This is a genomic window from Variovorax fucosicus (assembly GCF_030316825.1).
Classification (GTDB): Bacteria; Pseudomonadota; Gammaproteobacteria; order Burkholderiales; family Burkholderiaceae_C; genus Variovorax; species Variovorax fucosicus.
The window spans coordinates 1,072,748-1,088,894 of the sequence record NZ_JASZYU010000001.1; the positions used below are offsets into that span (position 1 = coordinate 1,072,748).

Here is a 16,147-nt window from a genome sequence, read left to right on the forward strand (position 1 = left end):
CAACAACAGTCGCCAACAGAGGACCCGAATGCAGACAGCACTGAACACCCCCGCCACGCCCCGCGCCGTGCCCTCCTCGCAACCCGCCGGCACCAAGCCGCGCGATACCGCAGGCTCGCCCGCCGGTGATGCCCTTGCGCACTACCAGATCATCCGCCGCAACGGCGCGGTGGTGCCCTTCGAGCCGAACAAGATCGCGATCGCGATGATGAAAGCCTTCCTGGCCGTGCACGGCACCCAGGGTGCGGCCTCGGCCAGCGTCCGCGAAACGGTCGACGGCCTGACCCAGGCAGTGGTGCGTGCGATGGTGCGTTCGCGTCCGGGCGGCGGCACTTTCCACATCGAAGACGTGCAGGATCAGGTCGAACTCGGCCTGATGCGCGGCGGTCACCACGAAATCGCGCGCGCCTACGTGCTCTACCGCGAACGCCGCACGCAAGAGCGCGCCAGGCAGGGCGCGCAGGACACACCCGTCGCGCCGGCGCTGCATGTGCTGGACCGTGGCGAACGCGTGGCGCTCGACCTGAACGAACTCAAGGGCCTGATCGAATCCGCCTGCGAAGGTCTGGGCGACAGCATCACGGCCGCGCCGATCCAGGCCGAGACGATGCGCAACCTGTACGACGGCGTGCCGCTCGACGAGGTCTACAAGGCCTCGATCCTGGCCGCCCGCACGCTGATCGAAAAAGATCCCGACTACACCTTCGCGACCGCGCGCCTGCTGCTGCACACGATCTTCAAGGAGATCATCGGCCGCGAAGTGATGCCGTCGGAACGCGCGCAAACCTACGCCGACTACTTCCCGCAGTTCATCAAGAAGGGCGTCGACAACGAGTTGCTCGACGAGAAGCTGCTGCAGTACGACCTGCCCCGTCTGGCTGCCGCACTCAAGGCCGAACGCGACCTGCAGTTCGACTACCTCGGCCTGCAAACGCTGTACGACCGCTACTTCCTGCACGTGCGCAAGGAACGCATCGAACTGCCGCAAGCCTTCTTCATGCGCGTGGCGATGGGCCTGTCGCTCGGTGAAATCGACCGCGAAGCCCGCGCCATCGAGTTCTATGAAGTGCTGTCGTCGTTCGACTTCATGTCGAGCACGCCCACGCTGTTCAACGCCGGCACGCTGCGTTCGCAGCTGTCGAGCTGCTACCTGACCACGGTGCCCGACGACCTCGATGGCATCTACGAATCGATCAAGGAAAACGCGCTGCTCTCGAAATTCGCGGGCGGCCTGGGCAACGACTGGACCCGCGTGCGCGCACTCGGCAGCCACATCAAGGGCACCAACGGCGAATCGCAGGGCGTGGTGCCCTTCCTCAAGGTGGTGAACGACACGGCCGTGGCCGTGAACCAGGGCGGCAAGCGCAAGGGCGCCGTCTGCACCTACCTCGAAAGCTGGCACCTCGACATCGAGGAGTTCCTGGAACTGCGCAAGAACACCGGCGACGACCGCCGCCGCACGCACGACATGAACACGGCCAACTGGATCCCCGACCTGTTCATGCGCCGCGTGATGGAAAAGGGCACCTGGACGCTGTTCTCGCCCTCCAACGTGCCCGACCTGCATGACAAGTTCGGCGCCGACTTCGAAACCGCCTACGTCGCATACGAAGAAAAGGCCGCCCGCGGCGAGATCAAGCCGAGCCGCACGCTCCAGGCCTCCGACCTGTGGCGCAAGATGCTCACGATGCTGTTCGAAACCGGGCATCCGTGGATCACGTTCAAGGACGCCTGCAACGTGCGTTCGCCGCAGCAGCACGCCGGCGTCGTTCACTCGTCGAACCTCTGCACCGAGATCACGCTCAACACCAGCGACACCGAAACCGCCGTCTGCAACCTCGGTTCCGTGAACCTGCTGCAGCATCTGAAGGACGGCAAGGTCGACCAGGAGAAGCTCAAGCGCACGATCTCGACGGCCATGCGCATGCTCGACAACGTGATCGACATCAACTACTACGCCGTGAAGAAGGCGCGCGACTCGAACCTGCGCCACCGTCCGGTCGGCCTGGGCCTGATGGGCTTCCAGGATGCGCTCTACGAGCTGCGCATTCCCTACGCCTCGCAGGAAGCCGTGCAGTTCGCCGACGAGTCGATGGAAGCCATCTGCTACCACGCCTACTGGGCCTCGACCGACCTCGCCAAGGAACGCGGCAAGTACTCGAGCTACAAGGGCTCGCTGTGGGACAAGGGGATCCTTCCGATCGACACGCTCGACCTGCTCGAGAAGGCTCGCGGCGGCTACGTCGAGGTCGACCGCTCGGCCACGCTCGACTGGGACGCGCTGCGCCAGAAGATCAAGGCCGACGGCATGCGCAACTCCAACTGCGTGGCCATCGCACCGACCGCGACCATCTCGAACATCATCGGCGTCGACGCCTCCATCGAGCCCTGCTTCGGCAACCTCTCGGTCAAGTCGAACCTGTCGGGCGAGTTCACCGTGATCAACCACTACCTGGTGCGCGACCTGAAGCGCCTGGGTCTGTGGGACGACGTGATGGTGATGGATCTCAAGCACTTCGATGGCTCGCTGCGTCCGATCGACCGCGTGCCGCAAGACGTGAAGGCGCTCTACGCCACCGCGTTCGAAGTCGAGACAACCTGGCTGGTCGAAGCCGCGGCACGTCGCCAGAAGTGGATCGACCAGGCGCAGTCGCTCAACATCTACATGGCCGGCGCATCGGGCAAGAAGCTCGACGACACCTACAAGCTCGCCTGGCTGCGCGGCTTGAAGACCACCTACTACCTGCGCACGCAGAGCGCGACGCACGCGGAAAAGTCGACGGTGCAATCGGGCCGACTCAATGCCGTGTCATCGGGTGGCAGCACCAGCCACAACGTCGATGGGCAGAAGATGAGCGCACTCGAAGCAGCAGCGCTCGCAGCGCAAGCGCAACTGAGCGCGATGCCCGCTACCGACATCGCGTTCTGCGGTGTCGATGACCCGACGTGCGAAGCATGTCAGTGATCGTTGTGTGAACTTCGCGGCATCGCCTGACAGAAACGCGATGCATGCGAACAACATAAGAACAAGATAACTGGAGCGCGATGTGAACCAGCACTTTGCAACTCACATCGTTGCTCACATAATTGAGTATTGGATTTTTCTATGTTGACCTGGGACGAAGAAGTCAAGCCCTCCTTGCCAAAGGACATGCAACAAGGATTGCAGCACTCCACGAAAAACGGCGCGCCGATCGGCCGCTCGATGGAAGTCCCGACGCCGCAAACAGCCCCCGCAATCCGCTCGACGCTCGATGACGGCGCTGCCGTTCCCGCACGCGTTGCGCCCGTCGCCTCCGCCGCCGTTGCAACGCCGGCTGCACGCCGCGTCAACGCGGCCGACAAACGCATCATCAACGGCCAGACCGACGTCAACCAGCTGGTGCCGTTCAAGTACAAGTGGGCCTGGGAAAAATACCTCGCCACCTGCGCCAACCACTGGATGCCGCAGGAAGTGAACATGACGCGCGACATCGCGCTCTGGAAAGACCCGAACGGCCTGACCGAAGACGAGCGCCGCATCATCAAGCGCAACCTCGGCTTCTTCGTGACCGCCGATTCGCTGGCCGCGAACAACATCGTGCTGGGCACCTATCGCCACATCACCGCGCCCGAGTGCCGCCAGTTCCTGCTGCGCCAGGCCTTTGAAGAAGCGATCCACACGCACGCCTACCAGTACATCGTCGAGTCGCTCGGCCTGGACGAAAGCGAGATCTTCAACGCCTACAACGAGGTGACGTCGATCCGCGAGAAGGATCAGTTCCTGATTCCGTTCATCGACGCCATCAGCGACCCGCACTTCCACACCGGCACGCACGAGACCGACCAGACCTTGCTCAAGTCGCTCATCGTGTTCGCCTGCCTGATGGAAGGCCTGTTCTTCTACGTCGGCTTCACGCAGATCCTTGCGCTGGGCCGCCAGAACAAGATGACCGGTGCCGCCGAGCAGTACCAGTACATCCTGCGCGACGAGTCGATGCACTGCAATTTCGGCATCGACCTGATCAACCAGCTCAAGCTCGAGAACCCGGGCCTCTGGACGGCCGAGTTCAAGGCCGAGATCAAGGCCTTGTTCCTGAAGGCCGTCGAGCTCGAATACAAGTACGCCGAAGACACCATGCCGCGCGGTGTGCTCGGCATGAACGCCTCCATGTTCAAGGGCTACCTGCGCTACATCGCCAACCGGCGTGCGCAGCAGATCGGCCTCGAAACGCTGTTCCCGAACGAAGAAAATCCGTTCCCGTGGATGAGCGAAATGATCGATCTGAAGAAAGAACGCAATTTCTTCGAGACCCGCGTGATCGAGTACCAGTCGGGTGGTGCCCTCTCGTGGGATTGAGGTTTTCCGATAAGAATGAGTGATTTCAAGAATTGCCCCCAGCGCATACCGCACCACAGAGTGCGGCTGCTGGGAGGCGTCGGTGTTCATGGTGCTGGAGCTTGATTTCCAACGCCATGAATCGCTTCACGTTCACAAGCGAGCGTGGAGTGCTTCAAAAGGTTGATTTTTCAACTTGATCAAGGAGAAAGAAATGGCAACTGCAAAGAAAGCGCCGGCCAAGAAGGTCGCTGCAAAGAAGGCTCCGGCAAAGAAGGCTCCGGCCAAAAAGGCGGCAGCAAAGAAGGCTCCGGCAAAGAAGGTCGTAGCGAAGAAGGCTCCGGCAAAGAAGGCACCGGCCAAAAAGGCGGCAGCCAAGAAGGCCCCGGCGAAGAAGGTCGTAGCGAAGAAGGCTCCGGCGAAGAAGGCAGCAGCTAAGAAGGCTCCGGCCAAGAAGGCCGCTGCGAAGAAGGCTCCGGCGAAGAAGGCCGCCGCCAAGAAGGCGCCTGCGAAAAAGGCCGCGGCCAAGAAAGCCGCGAAAAAGCCCGCTGCCAAGCCTGCCGCCAAGAAGGCTGCGAAAGCACCCGCCAAGGCCGCCGTCGCCCCTGCCCCTGCGGCACAAACGACGCTGAACCCTCAAGCTGCCTGGCCGTTCCCTACGGCCAGCAAGCCCTGAGTCGTTCAGAGGCCCTGAAAGGCAAAAGCCCGGCACCGAAAGGTGTCGGGCTTTTTTTTGGGCGGTGCGCCGGGCGCTGCGCTACAGGCCGATTTTCTTCAGATCCACCGTGTAGTTCTGCGGCCCCCGCTGCGCGACCTTGAGCGCACCGATCTGGTTGCCAAGCGCCGCGCATTTCGCCAGCGGCCAGCCCTGCTCGAGACCGAACAGCAGCGCACCACGCCAGGCATCGCCACAGCCGGTGGGATCGACCACGGCCTCGGGCTGAACCGGTGGCACGTGCGTCTTCTCGCCATCGATCCAGACCTCGCAGCCCTCGGCACCAAGCGTCACCACCAGCCCGCGCACACGGCGAGAGATTTCGGCGTTGTCCCAGCCGGTGCGATCGCTCAGCATCTTGCCTTCGTAGTCGTTGACCGTGACCCAGTCGGCCTGTTCGATGAAGCGCGCGAGTTCGTCGCCGTTGAACATCGGCAGCCCCTGCCCCGGATCGAAAACAAACGGGATACCGGCCACCTTGAACTGCTCCGCATGCTGCAGCATGGCGTCGCGTCCATCGGGCGAAATGATGCCAAGCTTGAGATCGGCGCGCGCCTCGATGCGCGTGATGTGCGCCTGCTGCATCGCCCCCGGGTGGAAGGCGGTGATCTGGTTGTTGTCGCGGTCGGTCATGATCATGGCCTGCGCGGTGTAGGCATCCGCCACTGTCCGGATGAACTCCGTGCCGATGCCCTGTTCGTTGAGCCGCGCGACATAGCCGGCGCCGTCACTGCCCACGGTCGCCATCGGCAATGCCGCCCCACCGAGTGCGCGCAGGGCATAGGCGATGTTGCCGGCGCAGCCTCCGAAGTCGCGCCGCAACGCGGGCACCAGAAACGACACATTGAGGATGTGCAGTTGATCAGGAAGGATCTGGTCGGCGAACCGGCCCTCGAAAGTCATGATGGTGTCGAACGCGAGGGAACCGCAAATCACTGCTGCCATGAATGAACCGTTGGTTGAAAAAAGAAAGGAGCGATGAGACCGCTCAGGGATAGAAGGCCACCACCCGGTAGCCCGCCACCGGCTGCAGCGCTGCAGAGTCCAGGCCGGTCAGAGCGAGTGGCAGCGAGGCGGTGCGTTCGGCCTTGGCCGCAAGCACGGGGGGCGCGCCGAAGTCGGAAGGCATGAGCACGCGCCGAACCACCGGGCGTTCCTGCGTGTCGAGCAGCGAGAGTTCGACCGCAGGCATCGCGAGCGGCATCGCGACCGCGTTGCGCAGCGTGAAGTTCAGGCGATAGCCGTCTCCGCTTTTTTCCCGCGCAAAGGCCGCGCCGTCGATCGTGATCGCGCCGATCTGGCGCAGCGCCGACAGCTCGCAGCCCGTGGCGCCGCAGATCGCCTCGAGCACCGGTCGCCACGACGGCTGCCGCGCCACGATCGTGTCGCGCTCGTGGCGCAGCACTTGCAGCACCAGCAGCAGCGCGCACACCACGGCTGCAATCACAGTCGCCCTGCCGGCTTTCGTGCCGTGCGAATGTTCCACCGCTGTGGGCTCGGCAAACAAAGGCTCCGACGGCGGCAGTTCCTCCACGCGGGCCTCGCTCACGCTTGCAGCGCTCACCACCGGCATCGGCGGCGACGATGTTTCCTCGCGCGGCAGTGGCTCCGTCGGCGGTTGGGCCGCCTTGCGCGCCCGTGCGCTCCGGACCGCGTCGATGCGTGCACGTCGCAAGGCCTTCTGCAACTGGGCGTCGGCCGCCTGCTCGACCACGGCCGAGAAATCGTCGAGCGCTTCGACCGAGCTGACCAGCGAGCTTCGGGCCAGCACGGGCATCGGTTCGGCGGGCGCCGGGACAGACGGTGTTGGCCAGGGCTCGTCGGCCACCACGCCGATCCCGGGCCAGGCCGGCGGCGGGAACGCCGCTTTCAACGGCGTGGAAGACTGCGCTTCCGGTTCAGGCAAGGCGGGGGGTTCGGGCTCCGGCGAACTGGGCGGGTCGGCTTCGGTCGACGAAGAAGCGGCGCCGTCTTCTTCGGGTGCCGCGGCCGGCGCTGCAGTGCCCGCCTCAGGCGCTTCCTGCAGATCCAGGGTCGCATCGAACACGTTGCTGCAACGACCGCATCGAACCCAGCCGTCCGAAATGCGCAGTTGATCCCGCACCACCTTGAAAGTGGTCGCGCAGGATGGGCAGCGGGTCACAAGACTCATGAGGCGGGGATTGTAGGTGGCGTGCCCCACGCCGCGCCGCTAAAGGCGGGCGGTCATGAGGATCCAGCCGTCCTCGCTGTCGCTGACCTGCAACTGCGCAAACGGCGCGTAGGCCAGTGTCAGCTCTTCGGCCTGGCGCTCGAGGATGCCTGCCAGCACCAGCGCGCCGCCCGGTGCCACATAGCGGCAAAGCAGCGGCGCCAGCACCTTGAGTGGCGTGGCGAGGATGTTGGCCAGCACGGTCTGATAGCAGCCCTGCGCCACGTCGGGCAGGCCGGTCTGCAGTTGCACCGCGTTGGCTTCGGCATTGAGCCGGGTCGACTCCACTGCGGCTTCGTCGATGTCGACCGCGTCGATCTGCGCCGCGCCGTACTTGGCCGCGCCGATCGCGAGAATGCCGGAGCCGCAGCCGTAGTCGAGCACACGCTGGTTCGCAGGCGGGTGCGTCGCGATCCAGCGCAGGCACATGCGCGTGGTCGGGTGCGTGCCGGTGCCGAAGGCGAGTCCCGGGTCGAGCCGGATCACCTTGCGCGCCTGCGCCGGCGGCTCGTGCCAGGTCGGTACGATCCAGAATTCGGGCGTGATCTCGACCGGCGCGAACTGCGATTGCGTGAGCCGCACCCAGTCCTGGTCCGGCACGTCGGCCACGCCAAGGGTCTGGCAGCCGTCAAAGAAGTCCTGCGCCGCAAGCACCTGCGCCGCGTCGCGCGCAAGCGCCTCTGTCGCGTACAGCGCGATCACGCGCGAGCGCTGCCAGCCCTCCTTGGGCGGCGGCATGCCGGGTTCGCCGAACAGCGCCTGTTCGGCATCGGTCTGGGCGTCGGCGTCCTCGACCGAAACACTCAGCGCATCGAGCGCGTCGAGCGCATCGCTGACCGTCTCGACAAGGTCTTGCGGAACCAGCAGGCGAAGTTCGTGCACCCGTGCGTCCCGCTCAGCGCTTGTGGGAAGCCAGCCACTCTTCGAGGTAGTGGATGTTGGTGCCGCCGGTCATGAACTTGGCGTCGACCATCAGCTCGCGGTGCAGCGGGATGTTGGTGCTGATGCCTTCGACCACCGTCTCGCTGAGGGCAGTGCGCATGCGCGCCATCGCCTGCTCGCGCGTATCGCCATAGGTGATGATCTTGCCGATCATCGAGTCGTAGTTGGGCGGTACGAAATAGTTGGTGTACACGTGCGAGTCGACCCGCACCCCCGGCCCACCCGGCGGATGCCACATGGTGATGCGGCCCGGCGACGGCGTGAACTTCCAGGCATCCTCGGCATTGATGCGGCATTCGATCGCGTGGCCGTGCATCTGGATCTGGCGCTGCGTGAACGGCAGCTTCTCGCCGGCGGCGACCATGATCTGGGTCTTGACGATGTCGATGCCGGTGGTGAACTCGGTCACCGGGTGCTCGACCTGCACGCGCGTGTTCATCTCGATGAAATAGAACTCGCCGTTTTCGTAGAGGAACTCGAAGGTGCCGGCGCCGCGGTAGCCGATCTTCTTGCAGGCCGCCGCGCAACGCTCACCGATCTTCTCGATCAGCTTGCGCGGAATGCCCGGCGCCGGCGACTCCTCGATCACCTTCTGGTGGCGGCGCTGCATCGAGCAGTCGCGCTCGCCCAGATAGACCGCGTTCTTGAACTTGTCGGCCAGGATCTGGATTTCGACGTGGCGCGGGTTCTGGAGAAACTTCTCCATATAGACAGCGCCGTTGTTGAAAGCCGCCGCCGCCTCGGCCTTGGTCATCTGGATCGCGTTGACCAGCGCCGCCTCGGTGTGCACCACGCGCATGCCGCGACCGCCACCGCCGCCGGCCGCCTTGATGATGACCGGGTAGCCAATGGCGCGCGCGATGCGCTTGTTGGTGGTGGCGTCGTCCGACAGTTCGCCTTCGGAGCCTGGCACGCAGGGCACGCCGGCCTTGATCATGGCCTGCTTGGCCGACACCTTGTCGCCCATGGTGCGGATGTTCTCGGGCGTCGGGCCGATGAACTGGAAGCCGCTTTGCTCCACCCGCTCGGCGAAGTTGGCGTTTTCGCTCAGAAAGCCGTAGCCCGGGTGGATTGCTTCGGCATCCGTCACTTCGGCGGCCGAAATGATCGCCGGCATGTTGAGGTAGCTTTGCGACGAAGGGGCCGGGCCGATGCAGACCGCCTCCTGCGCCAGCTTGACGTACTTGGCCTCGCGGTCGGCTTCGGAATAGACCATCACGGCCTTGATGCCCATCTCGCTGCAAGCGCGCTGAATTCTCAGCGCGATCTCCCCGCGATTCGCGACCAGAATCTTCTTGAACATGGTCACTCGATGATGAACAGCGGTTGGCCGTATTCGACCGCCTGGCCGTTTTCGCCGAGGATCTGTTTGATGGTGCCGGACTTGTCGGCCTCGATCTCGTTGAGGATCTTCATGGCCTCGATGATGCAGACCGTATCGCCTTCCTTGACCTGGCTGCCCACTTCGACGAAGGCCGGCGCGCCGGGGCTCGAGGAACGATAGAAGGTGCCAACCATCGGCGACTTGATCGCGTGGCCGGTGGGTGCAGCGACTCCCGCGGGGGCAGGCGCGGCGGGCATCTCGGGGGCGGGCGCCGGTGCCGGGCCGCCTTGCGGTGCCAGCGTTTGCACGTATTGCACCGGCGCTGCGGCGCCAGCCTTGACGATGCGCACCTTGCCTTCGGCTTCGGTGATTTCGAGTTCGGAAATATTCGATTCAGACACCAGATCGATCAGTGTCTTGAGTTTGCGCAGATCCATGGGCCTCCAGCGCCAGCTTTGCCGGTCAATAGGTAGTAACTCGCCTGAAAATCGGCTTATGTCGGCGTTTTAACGCCAAATGCCGGATTGTGCGCCGGATTCTACCCGTGAACAGGGGCCCGTCGCCACGCATCGAGGTCGGTCGCCTCGAGCTTGCCCATTTTACGCGCGGCCACTGCGCCGGCCGCATTGACAACAATCGTGAATGGCAATCCGCCCCCGGTATTGCCCAGCCGGCGAACCAGATCGGTTCCTTCGAGCCCAGCCAGGCCGACCGGGAAACTGACCGGAGTATGGGCCAGGAACTTTCGCACCGAACTGGGCTGATCAATGGCCAAACCGACCACTTGCCAGCCGTTGGCTGCCTGATCGCGAAAGAAGCGATCAACCATGGGTAATTCCTCGATGCACGGCGGACACCATGTTGCCCAGAAATTGATCAGCAACGGCTTGCCGCGCAGCGACGCAAATGAGAGCTCGCCGCCCTCCGGCCGATCGAAGCGCTGGGCCCAGAACGCCGCATCGAGCGTATCAGCGGCACTCGCCTTGCTCGCACTTTCGCGCCACCAGGCGCCGCCGGCTCCGGCCACGGCCGCGAGGGCCGCGACGCCGCCGACGATCCAGCGCCTGCGCGCCGGTGAGGAGGTGTTGCTCACGGCTTGTCTTCCTGTTCCATCAGCCGCCGCAAGGCAGCCAGGTCGCCGCGCGGCGCGCGGCCCTGCGCGTCGGGCTTGAGCGCGCCGCGCAGGTCGTCAAGGTCGTACACCAGCAGGTGCACGCCGATTTCTTCACCGAGCGGCCGGCTGAGCGCGTGCACGCTGAGCGCTTCGACCTGCTCACCGTGGAAGCCGGTCACCATGCGTGGCTCGTAGTCCACGTGGTGGTCGATCAGCGCGATTTCGGCCGACTTGGAGTCGTCGCAGAACAGCTGGATGTAGATATCGGAGAGTCGAGTCGCGGTGCCGTGCCAGACCGCACCGCCCACATGGGGCCGGAACGGGGCCATGCGCTCCATCCATTCGAGTGCCAACCCGCGCAGCGCCTTCAGCTCGGCCGGCTGCGTGTCGGCGCAGAACAGCGCGATGTATTCGCGCACCTCGGCTTCGACCTCGTCGTTGTTGGGCAGCGCGGTGCGCGAAGGCAAGCCAAGGCTGCGCAATGCGCGGCGCTTGGCCGGCCCGTACTCGAGCCCTTCCTCGACCACGAGGCGTGCGGCGGCGGCGGCGATTTCACGCTTGGACATGTCCATCACGGCATTCTGCCCGCAAGGCGGCCGATGCAGGAGTGCCCCCACGGGCCGTCCCTAAAATCGGCTGATGCATATTCACATTCTGGGCATCTGCGGCACCTTCATGGGTGGCGTGGCCGCCCTCGCGCGCGAGGCCGGCCACAAGGTCACGGGCTGCGATGCCGGGGTTTATCCACCGATGAGCGACCAGTTGCGCGCACTTGGCATCGAGTTGATCGAAGGCTTCGACGCGCAGCAGCTCGCGTTGAAGCCGGACGTTTTCGTCATCGGCAACGTGGTGTCGCGGGTTCGCCTGGACGATGGCACGCCGAAGTTTCCGCTGATGGAGGCGATCCTCGACGCGGGGCTGCCCTACACCAGCGGCCCGCAATGGCTGGCCGAGCAGGTACTGCAGGGCCGGCATGTACTGGCCGTGGCCGGCACGCACGGCAAGACCACCACCACCTCGATGCTGGCCTGGGTGCTGGAAGCCACCGGCCAGGCGCCCGGCTTTCTGGTCGGCGGCGTGCCGTTGAATTTCGACGTGTCGGCGCGACTGGGCTCGGGAAAGGGCTTCGTGATCGAAGCCGACGAGTACGACACGGCCTTCTTCGACAAGCGCAGCAAGTTCGTCCACTACCGGCCGCGCACCGCGGTGCTGAACAACCTGGAGTTCGACCACGCCGACATCTTCGACGACCTTGCCGCGATCGAGCGCCAGTTTCACCACCTGCTGCGCACGGTGCCGGCCCGCGGGCGCGTGGTGGTCAACGCCACCGAGGACAGCCTGCAGCGCGTGCTGGCCCAGGGCTGCTGGAGCGAACTCGCACGCTTCGGCGCCGGCGGCGAATGGCAGGCCGATGGCAGCGACGATGCTTTCGAGGTGCTGCGCGCGGGTCGATCCGTGGGCCGGGTCGAATGGGCGCTCTCGGGCCGGCACAACCAGATGAACGCGCTGGCCGCCATCGCGGCGGCCGACCACCTGGGCGTGCCACCGGCCGAGGCGGCGGCGGCGCTGGCATCGTTTCGCAACGTGCGCCGGCGCATGGAATTGCGCGGCACGGTCGAGCGCGACGGCGGTGCCATCACCGTGTATGACGATTTCGCCCACCACCCGACCGCGATCAGCACCACGCTCGACGGCCTGCGTCGCCAGCTCGATGGCAAGGGCGCCCAGGCCGACCGGATCCTGGCCGTGTTCGAGCCGCGCAGCAACACCATGAAGCTGGGCGCGATGGCTGCGCAACTGCCCTGGAGTCTGGAACAGGCCGACCTCGCCTTCTGCCATACCGCCGGACTGGGCTGGGACGCTGCCGCTGCGCTCGCGCCGATGGGCGCACGGGCCCAGGTGGCCGACGCGATCGCCCCCCTGGTGGATCAGGTGGTGGCTGCGGCGCGGGCGGGCGACCACGTCGTCTGCATGAGCAACGGCGGTTTCGGCGGCGTGCACGAGAAGCTGCTGGCCGGACTGCGCAAGGCGAGCTGACCACCGTGCGTGCGCAGGAACTGATCGAGATGCTGCGGCTGCAGCCGCATCCGGAAGGCGGCTGGTACCGCGAGGTGTTCCGCTCGGCGACAAACGTGAGCCCGCCCGATGGCCGGCCGCAGCGCGACGCATTGACCAGCATCTACTTCCTGCTCGAAGCAACCCAGCAATCGCGCTGGCACCGCGTGCTTTCGGACGAGGTCTGGGTGCATCTCGAAGGCGTGCCGATCGCGCTCTGGACGTGCGACGCGGCGCTGCGCACGGCACCGGCCCACGTGCGGCTCGGCCCGGTCGACCTGCACGGCACTCGGCCGCAGCACGTGGTGCCGGCCGGCCAGTGGCAGGCCGCGCGGCCGATCGTCGCCCACAGCAATGGCGACTACAGCCTGGTGGCCTGCACGGTGGGCCCGGGCTTCGACTTTGCCGACTTCTCCTTCATGGCGCCCGATGGCGAAGAAGCCACGCTGCTGCGCCACCACTGGCCCGACCTGGCCAGCCTGATCTAGCCTAACCGCGGCGTTGCTTCACCGCCTGCGACAGCGTGTCGAGCACCGCCACCGAATCGTCCCAGCCGATGCAGGCGTCGGTGATGCTCTTGCCGTATTCCAGGCCGGCGATCTGGTCCTTGCCCGCAGTGAATTTCTGGGCGCCCGCCTGCAGATGGCTTTCGACCATCACGCCGAACACGCTCTTGCTGCCGCTGGCAATCTGCGCCGCAATGTTCCCGGCCACCTCGATCTGCTTCAGATGCTGCTTGGAGCTGTTGGCATGGCTGCAATCGACCATCAAAGTCGGCGGCAGCTTGGCGGCCTCCAGATCCTTGCAGGCTGCAGCCACGCTGGCCGCGTCGTAGTTGGGCGCCTTGCCGCCGCGCAGGATCACGTGGCAGTCGTTGTTGCCGTTGGTCTGGACGATCGCGACCTGGCCGTTCTTGTGCACCGACAGGAAGTGGTGCCCGCGCGCTGCCGCCTGGATCGCGTCGGTGGCGATGCGGATGTTGCCGTCGGTGCCGTTCTTGAAACCGATCGGTGCCGACAGGCCCGAAGCCAGTTCGCGGTGCACTTGGCTTTCGGTGGTGCGCGCGCCGATCGCGCCCCAGGCGATCAGGTCGCCGATGTACTGGGGCGAGATCACGTCGAGGAACTCGCTGCCGGCCGGCAGGCCGATGCGGTTGATGTCGATCAGCAGCTGGCGTGCGATGCGCAGGCCTTCGTCGATGCGAAAGCTCTCATCGAGGTACGGATCGTTGATCAGCCCCTTCCAGCCGACCGTGGTGCGCGGCTTCTCGAAGTAGACGCGCATCACGATCTCGAGCGAATCGGCGTACTTGTCGCGTTGCACCTTCAGGCGGCGCGCGTACTCGAGCGCGGCGGCCGGGTCGTGGATCGAACAGGGGCCCATGACCACCAGCAACCGGTCGTCGGTGCCCGCCATGATGTCGTGGATCGCGCGACGGGTGCCGGTGATCAGCGTTTCGACCGGCGTCCCGCGGATCGGGAAGAAACGGATCAGATGTTCAGGAGGGGGCAGCACGTTGATGTCCTTGATGCGTTCGTCGTCGGTTTGGCTGGTTTTCTCGACGCTCGCATACCAGCTGTCGCTGGTGGGGGCGGTGTTCTGGGTCATCGTGTGCTCCTGGATCAAAAACAAAGAGGCATAAAAAAACCGCCGGGGCGTGAGCGCCGGCGGTCTTGGAGGGGTGTTCGTGTGCTTTACGCGCTCGCCTCTGGGCCGCCGGAGATCCGGAACCAAAAGTACGAAAAGTAAAAAGCAGCGCGCAGAGACATGGAAGCGGACTCTAGCACAACAGCGGCCAAGGCCAGGAACGCCGCGGAACCGGCTCCGCCGGGCCGCTGGCGATGCCCCCGGCAGGGGGTTGGCGTAGCGACACGAAGTGCGCGAAGACTGGGGGCGAGCAACATCTACGCGGTGCCGCCGACCGTCAGGCCGTCGATGCGCAGCGTAGGCTGGCCCACGCCCACAGGCACGCTCTGGCCTTCCTTGCCGCAGGTGCCGACGCCCGAATCGAGCGCCATGTCGTCGCCGATCATGGTCACGCGCGTCAGCGCATCCGGGCCGTTGCCGACGATGGTCGCGCCCTTCACCGGGTACTGAATCTTGCCGTTCTCGACCCAGTAGGCCTCGCTGGCCGAGAACACGAACTTGCCGCTCGTGATGTCGACCTGGCCACCGCCGAAGTTGGTGGCGTACAGGCCCTTCTTGATGCTCGCGACGATTTCCTTCGGATCCTTGTCGCCGCCCAGCATGTAGGTGTTGGTCATGCGCGGCATCGGCACGTGCGCATAGCTCTCGCGCCGGCCGTTGCCGGTGGGCTTGACCTTCATCAGGCGCGCGTTGAGCGAATCCTGGATGTAGCCCTTGAGAATGCCGTCTTCGATCAGCACGTTGCGCTGGCTGGCATTGCCCTCGTCGTCGACGTTGAGCGAGCCGCGGCGGTCGGCGATGGTGCCGTCGTCGAGCACCGTCACGCCCTTGGCCGCCACGCGCTGGCCGATGCGTCCGCTGAAGGCGCTCGAGCCCTTGCGGTTGAAGTCGCCTTCGAGCCCGTGGCCGATGGCTTCGTGCAGCAGGATGCCGGGCCAGCCCGGGCCCAGCACCACGGTCATCTCGCCGGCTGGTGCCGGACGCGATTCGAGGTTCATGAGCGCGGCGCTGACCGCCTGCTCGACGTATTCGGCGATGTGGGCTTCGTCGAAATAGGCCAGGCCGAAACGGCCGCCGCCGCCACCCGACCCCATCTCGCGCCGGCCGTTCTGCTCGGCGATCACCGTCACCGACAGGCGCACCAGCGGCCGCACGTCGGCGGCCAGCGTGCCGTCTGCGCGCGCCACCAGCACCACGTCGTATTCGCTCGCCAGCCCGGCCATGACCTGCGCCACGCGCGGATCACGCGCCCGCGCCAGCTTTTCGACGCGGCCGAGCAGCGCCACCTTGGCGGTGCTGTCGAGCGTGGAGATCGGGTCCACGCCGTTGTAGAGCGAGCGGCTGGAGGCGATCTTGCGGCTCGGGGTTTTCGTGCGGGCCGAACGGCCGGCCGATGAAATGGAGCGCACAGTGCGCGCCGCGTCGAGCAGCGAGGCCTCGGAGATGTCATCTGAATAGGCGAACGCGGTCTTCTCGCCGCTGACCGCGCGCACGCCGACGCCCTGGTCGATGCTGAAGCTGCCGGTCTTGACGATGCCCTCTTCCAGGCTCCAGCCCTCGCTGCGCGTGTACTGGAAGTAGAGATCCGCATCGTCGACCTTGTGGGCCGTGATCTCGGCCAGCGCGCGCGACAGGTGCGACTCGTCGAGGCCGAAGGGCGTGAGAAGCAGCGACTGCGCCGTGGCGAGGCGCTCGATGGTGGGTTCGCGGGAGATCATCGGGGCATTATTGCTCGCCCCCAGGCTGCGCGGCACTTCGTGTCCGCTTCGCCCACCCCCTGCCGGGGGCAATGCCTGCAGCCCGGCGAAGCCGGTTCTGCGGCATTCACGAAGGGGCCGCGC

Annotated in this window: 14 protein-coding genes; 5 read left to right on the forward strand and 9 right to left on the reverse strand. The window is 65.5% G+C overall.

Features of this window, described 5'->3' with window-relative positions; genetic code table 11:
- Positions 1–28 precede the first annotated feature (28 nt).
- The 3 genes from QTI05_RS05010 to QTI05_RS05020 all read left to right on the forward strand — a co-directional run bounded on the left by QTI05_RS05010 (position 29) and on the right by QTI05_RS05020 (position 4,994).
- The gene (locus tag QTI05_RS05010) at positions 29–2,965 is read left to right on the forward strand and encodes a ribonucleoside-diphosphate reductase subunit alpha (RefSeq protein ID WP_286541719.1); all 2,937 of its coding nucleotides are present in this window, start codon (positions 29–31) and stop codon (positions 2,963–2,965) included.
- Between the two features lie 141 nt (positions 2,966–3,106).
- Positions 3,107–4,339: a ribonucleotide-diphosphate reductase subunit beta gene (locus tag QTI05_RS05015; protein ID WP_286541718.1), complete on the forward strand. Its 1,233-nt coding sequence runs from the start codon at positions 3,107–3,109 to the stop codon at positions 4,337–4,339.
- A 193-nt stretch (positions 4,340–4,532) separates the two neighbouring features.
- On the forward strand, positions 4,533–4,994 hold the full coding sequence (locus QTI05_RS05020; protein WP_286541717.1) for a histone H1-like DNA-binding protein: 462 nt from the start codon (positions 4,533–4,535) through the stop codon (positions 4,992–4,994).
- A gap of 81 nt (positions 4,995–5,075) precedes the next feature.
- Here QTI05_RS05020 and QTI05_RS05025 read toward each other — a convergent pair whose 3' ends face one another.
- From QTI05_RS05025 to QTI05_RS05055, 7 genes are all read right to left on the reverse strand, one after another.
- On the reverse strand, positions 5,076–5,978 hold the full coding sequence (locus QTI05_RS05025; RefSeq protein ID WP_286541716.1) for a carbohydrate kinase family protein: 903 nt from the start codon (positions 5,976–5,978) through the stop codon (positions 5,076–5,078).
- A gap of 43 nt (positions 5,979–6,021) precedes the next feature.
- Positions 6,022–7,185, reverse strand: a complete 1,164-nt coding sequence (locus tag QTI05_RS05030) for a zinc-ribbon and DUF3426 domain-containing protein (RefSeq protein WP_286623158.1) — start codon at positions 7,183–7,185, stop codon at positions 6,022–6,024.
- Positions 7,186–7,224: 39 nt separating this feature from the next.
- Complete coding sequence (gene prmA / locus QTI05_RS05035; RefSeq protein ID WP_286623160.1) at positions 7,225–8,106, reverse strand: 50S ribosomal protein L11 methyltransferase; 882 nt, start codon at positions 8,104–8,106, stop codon at positions 7,225–7,227.
- 13 nt (positions 8,107–8,119) lie between these two features.
- Positions 8,120–9,469, reverse strand: coding sequence for an acetyl-CoA carboxylase biotin carboxylase subunit (gene accC / locus QTI05_RS05040; RefSeq protein WP_286541713.1), 1,350 nt, complete (start codon positions 9,467–9,469; stop codon positions 8,120–8,122).
- A gap of 2 nt (positions 9,470–9,471) precedes the next feature.
- Entirely contained in the window at positions 9,472–9,927 is a 456-nt protein-coding gene (gene accB / locus QTI05_RS05045) for an acetyl-CoA carboxylase biotin carboxyl carrier protein (protein ID WP_286541712.1), read from the reverse strand.
- 101 nt (positions 9,928–10,028) lie between these two features.
- Positions 10,029–10,583 (reverse strand): TlpA disulfide reductase family protein, encoded by a 555-nt coding sequence (locus QTI05_RS05050; protein WP_286623161.1) that lies wholly within the window; start codon positions 10,581–10,583, stop codon positions 10,029–10,031.
- Entirely contained in the window at positions 10,580–11,176 is a 597-nt protein-coding gene (locus QTI05_RS05055) for a hypothetical protein (RefSeq protein WP_286623163.1), read from the reverse strand. Before QTI05_RS05055 ends, QTI05_RS05050 begins: the two co-directional genes overlap by 4 nt.
- A gap of 67 nt (positions 11,177–11,243) precedes the next feature.
- On the opposite strand from QTI05_RS05055, the gene mpl reads away from it, so the two are divergent.
- A complete protein-coding gene (mpl, locus tag QTI05_RS05060) occupies positions 11,244–12,641 on the forward strand; it encodes a UDP-N-acetylmuramate:L-alanyl-gamma-D-glutamyl-meso-diaminopimelate ligase (RefSeq protein WP_286623164.1) in 1,398 nt (465 codons plus the stop codon).
- Positions 12,638–13,147 (forward strand): cupin domain-containing protein, encoded by a 510-nt coding sequence (locus QTI05_RS05065; RefSeq protein WP_286543509.1) that lies wholly within the window; start codon positions 12,638–12,640, stop codon positions 13,145–13,147. Before mpl ends, QTI05_RS05065 begins: the two co-directional genes overlap by 4 nt.
- Before the next feature lies 1 nt (position 13,148).
- Here QTI05_RS05065 and QTI05_RS05070 read toward each other — a convergent pair whose 3' ends face one another.
- Both QTI05_RS05070 and tldD read right to left on the reverse strand, forming a co-directional pair.
- Positions 13,149–14,267 carry a 3-deoxy-7-phosphoheptulonate synthase gene (locus QTI05_RS05070; RefSeq protein ID WP_286541708.1) on the reverse strand — a complete coding sequence of 373 codons (1,119 nt, stop codon included), beginning with the start codon at positions 14,265–14,267 and terminating at the stop codon, positions 13,149–13,151.
- Positions 14,268–14,563: 296 nt separating this feature from the next.
- Positions 14,564–16,024 (reverse strand): metalloprotease TldD, encoded by a 1,461-nt coding sequence (gene tldD / locus QTI05_RS05075; protein ID WP_286541707.1) that lies wholly within the window; start codon positions 16,022–16,024, stop codon positions 14,564–14,566.
- Between the last annotated feature and the right edge of the window lie 123 nt (positions 16,025–16,147).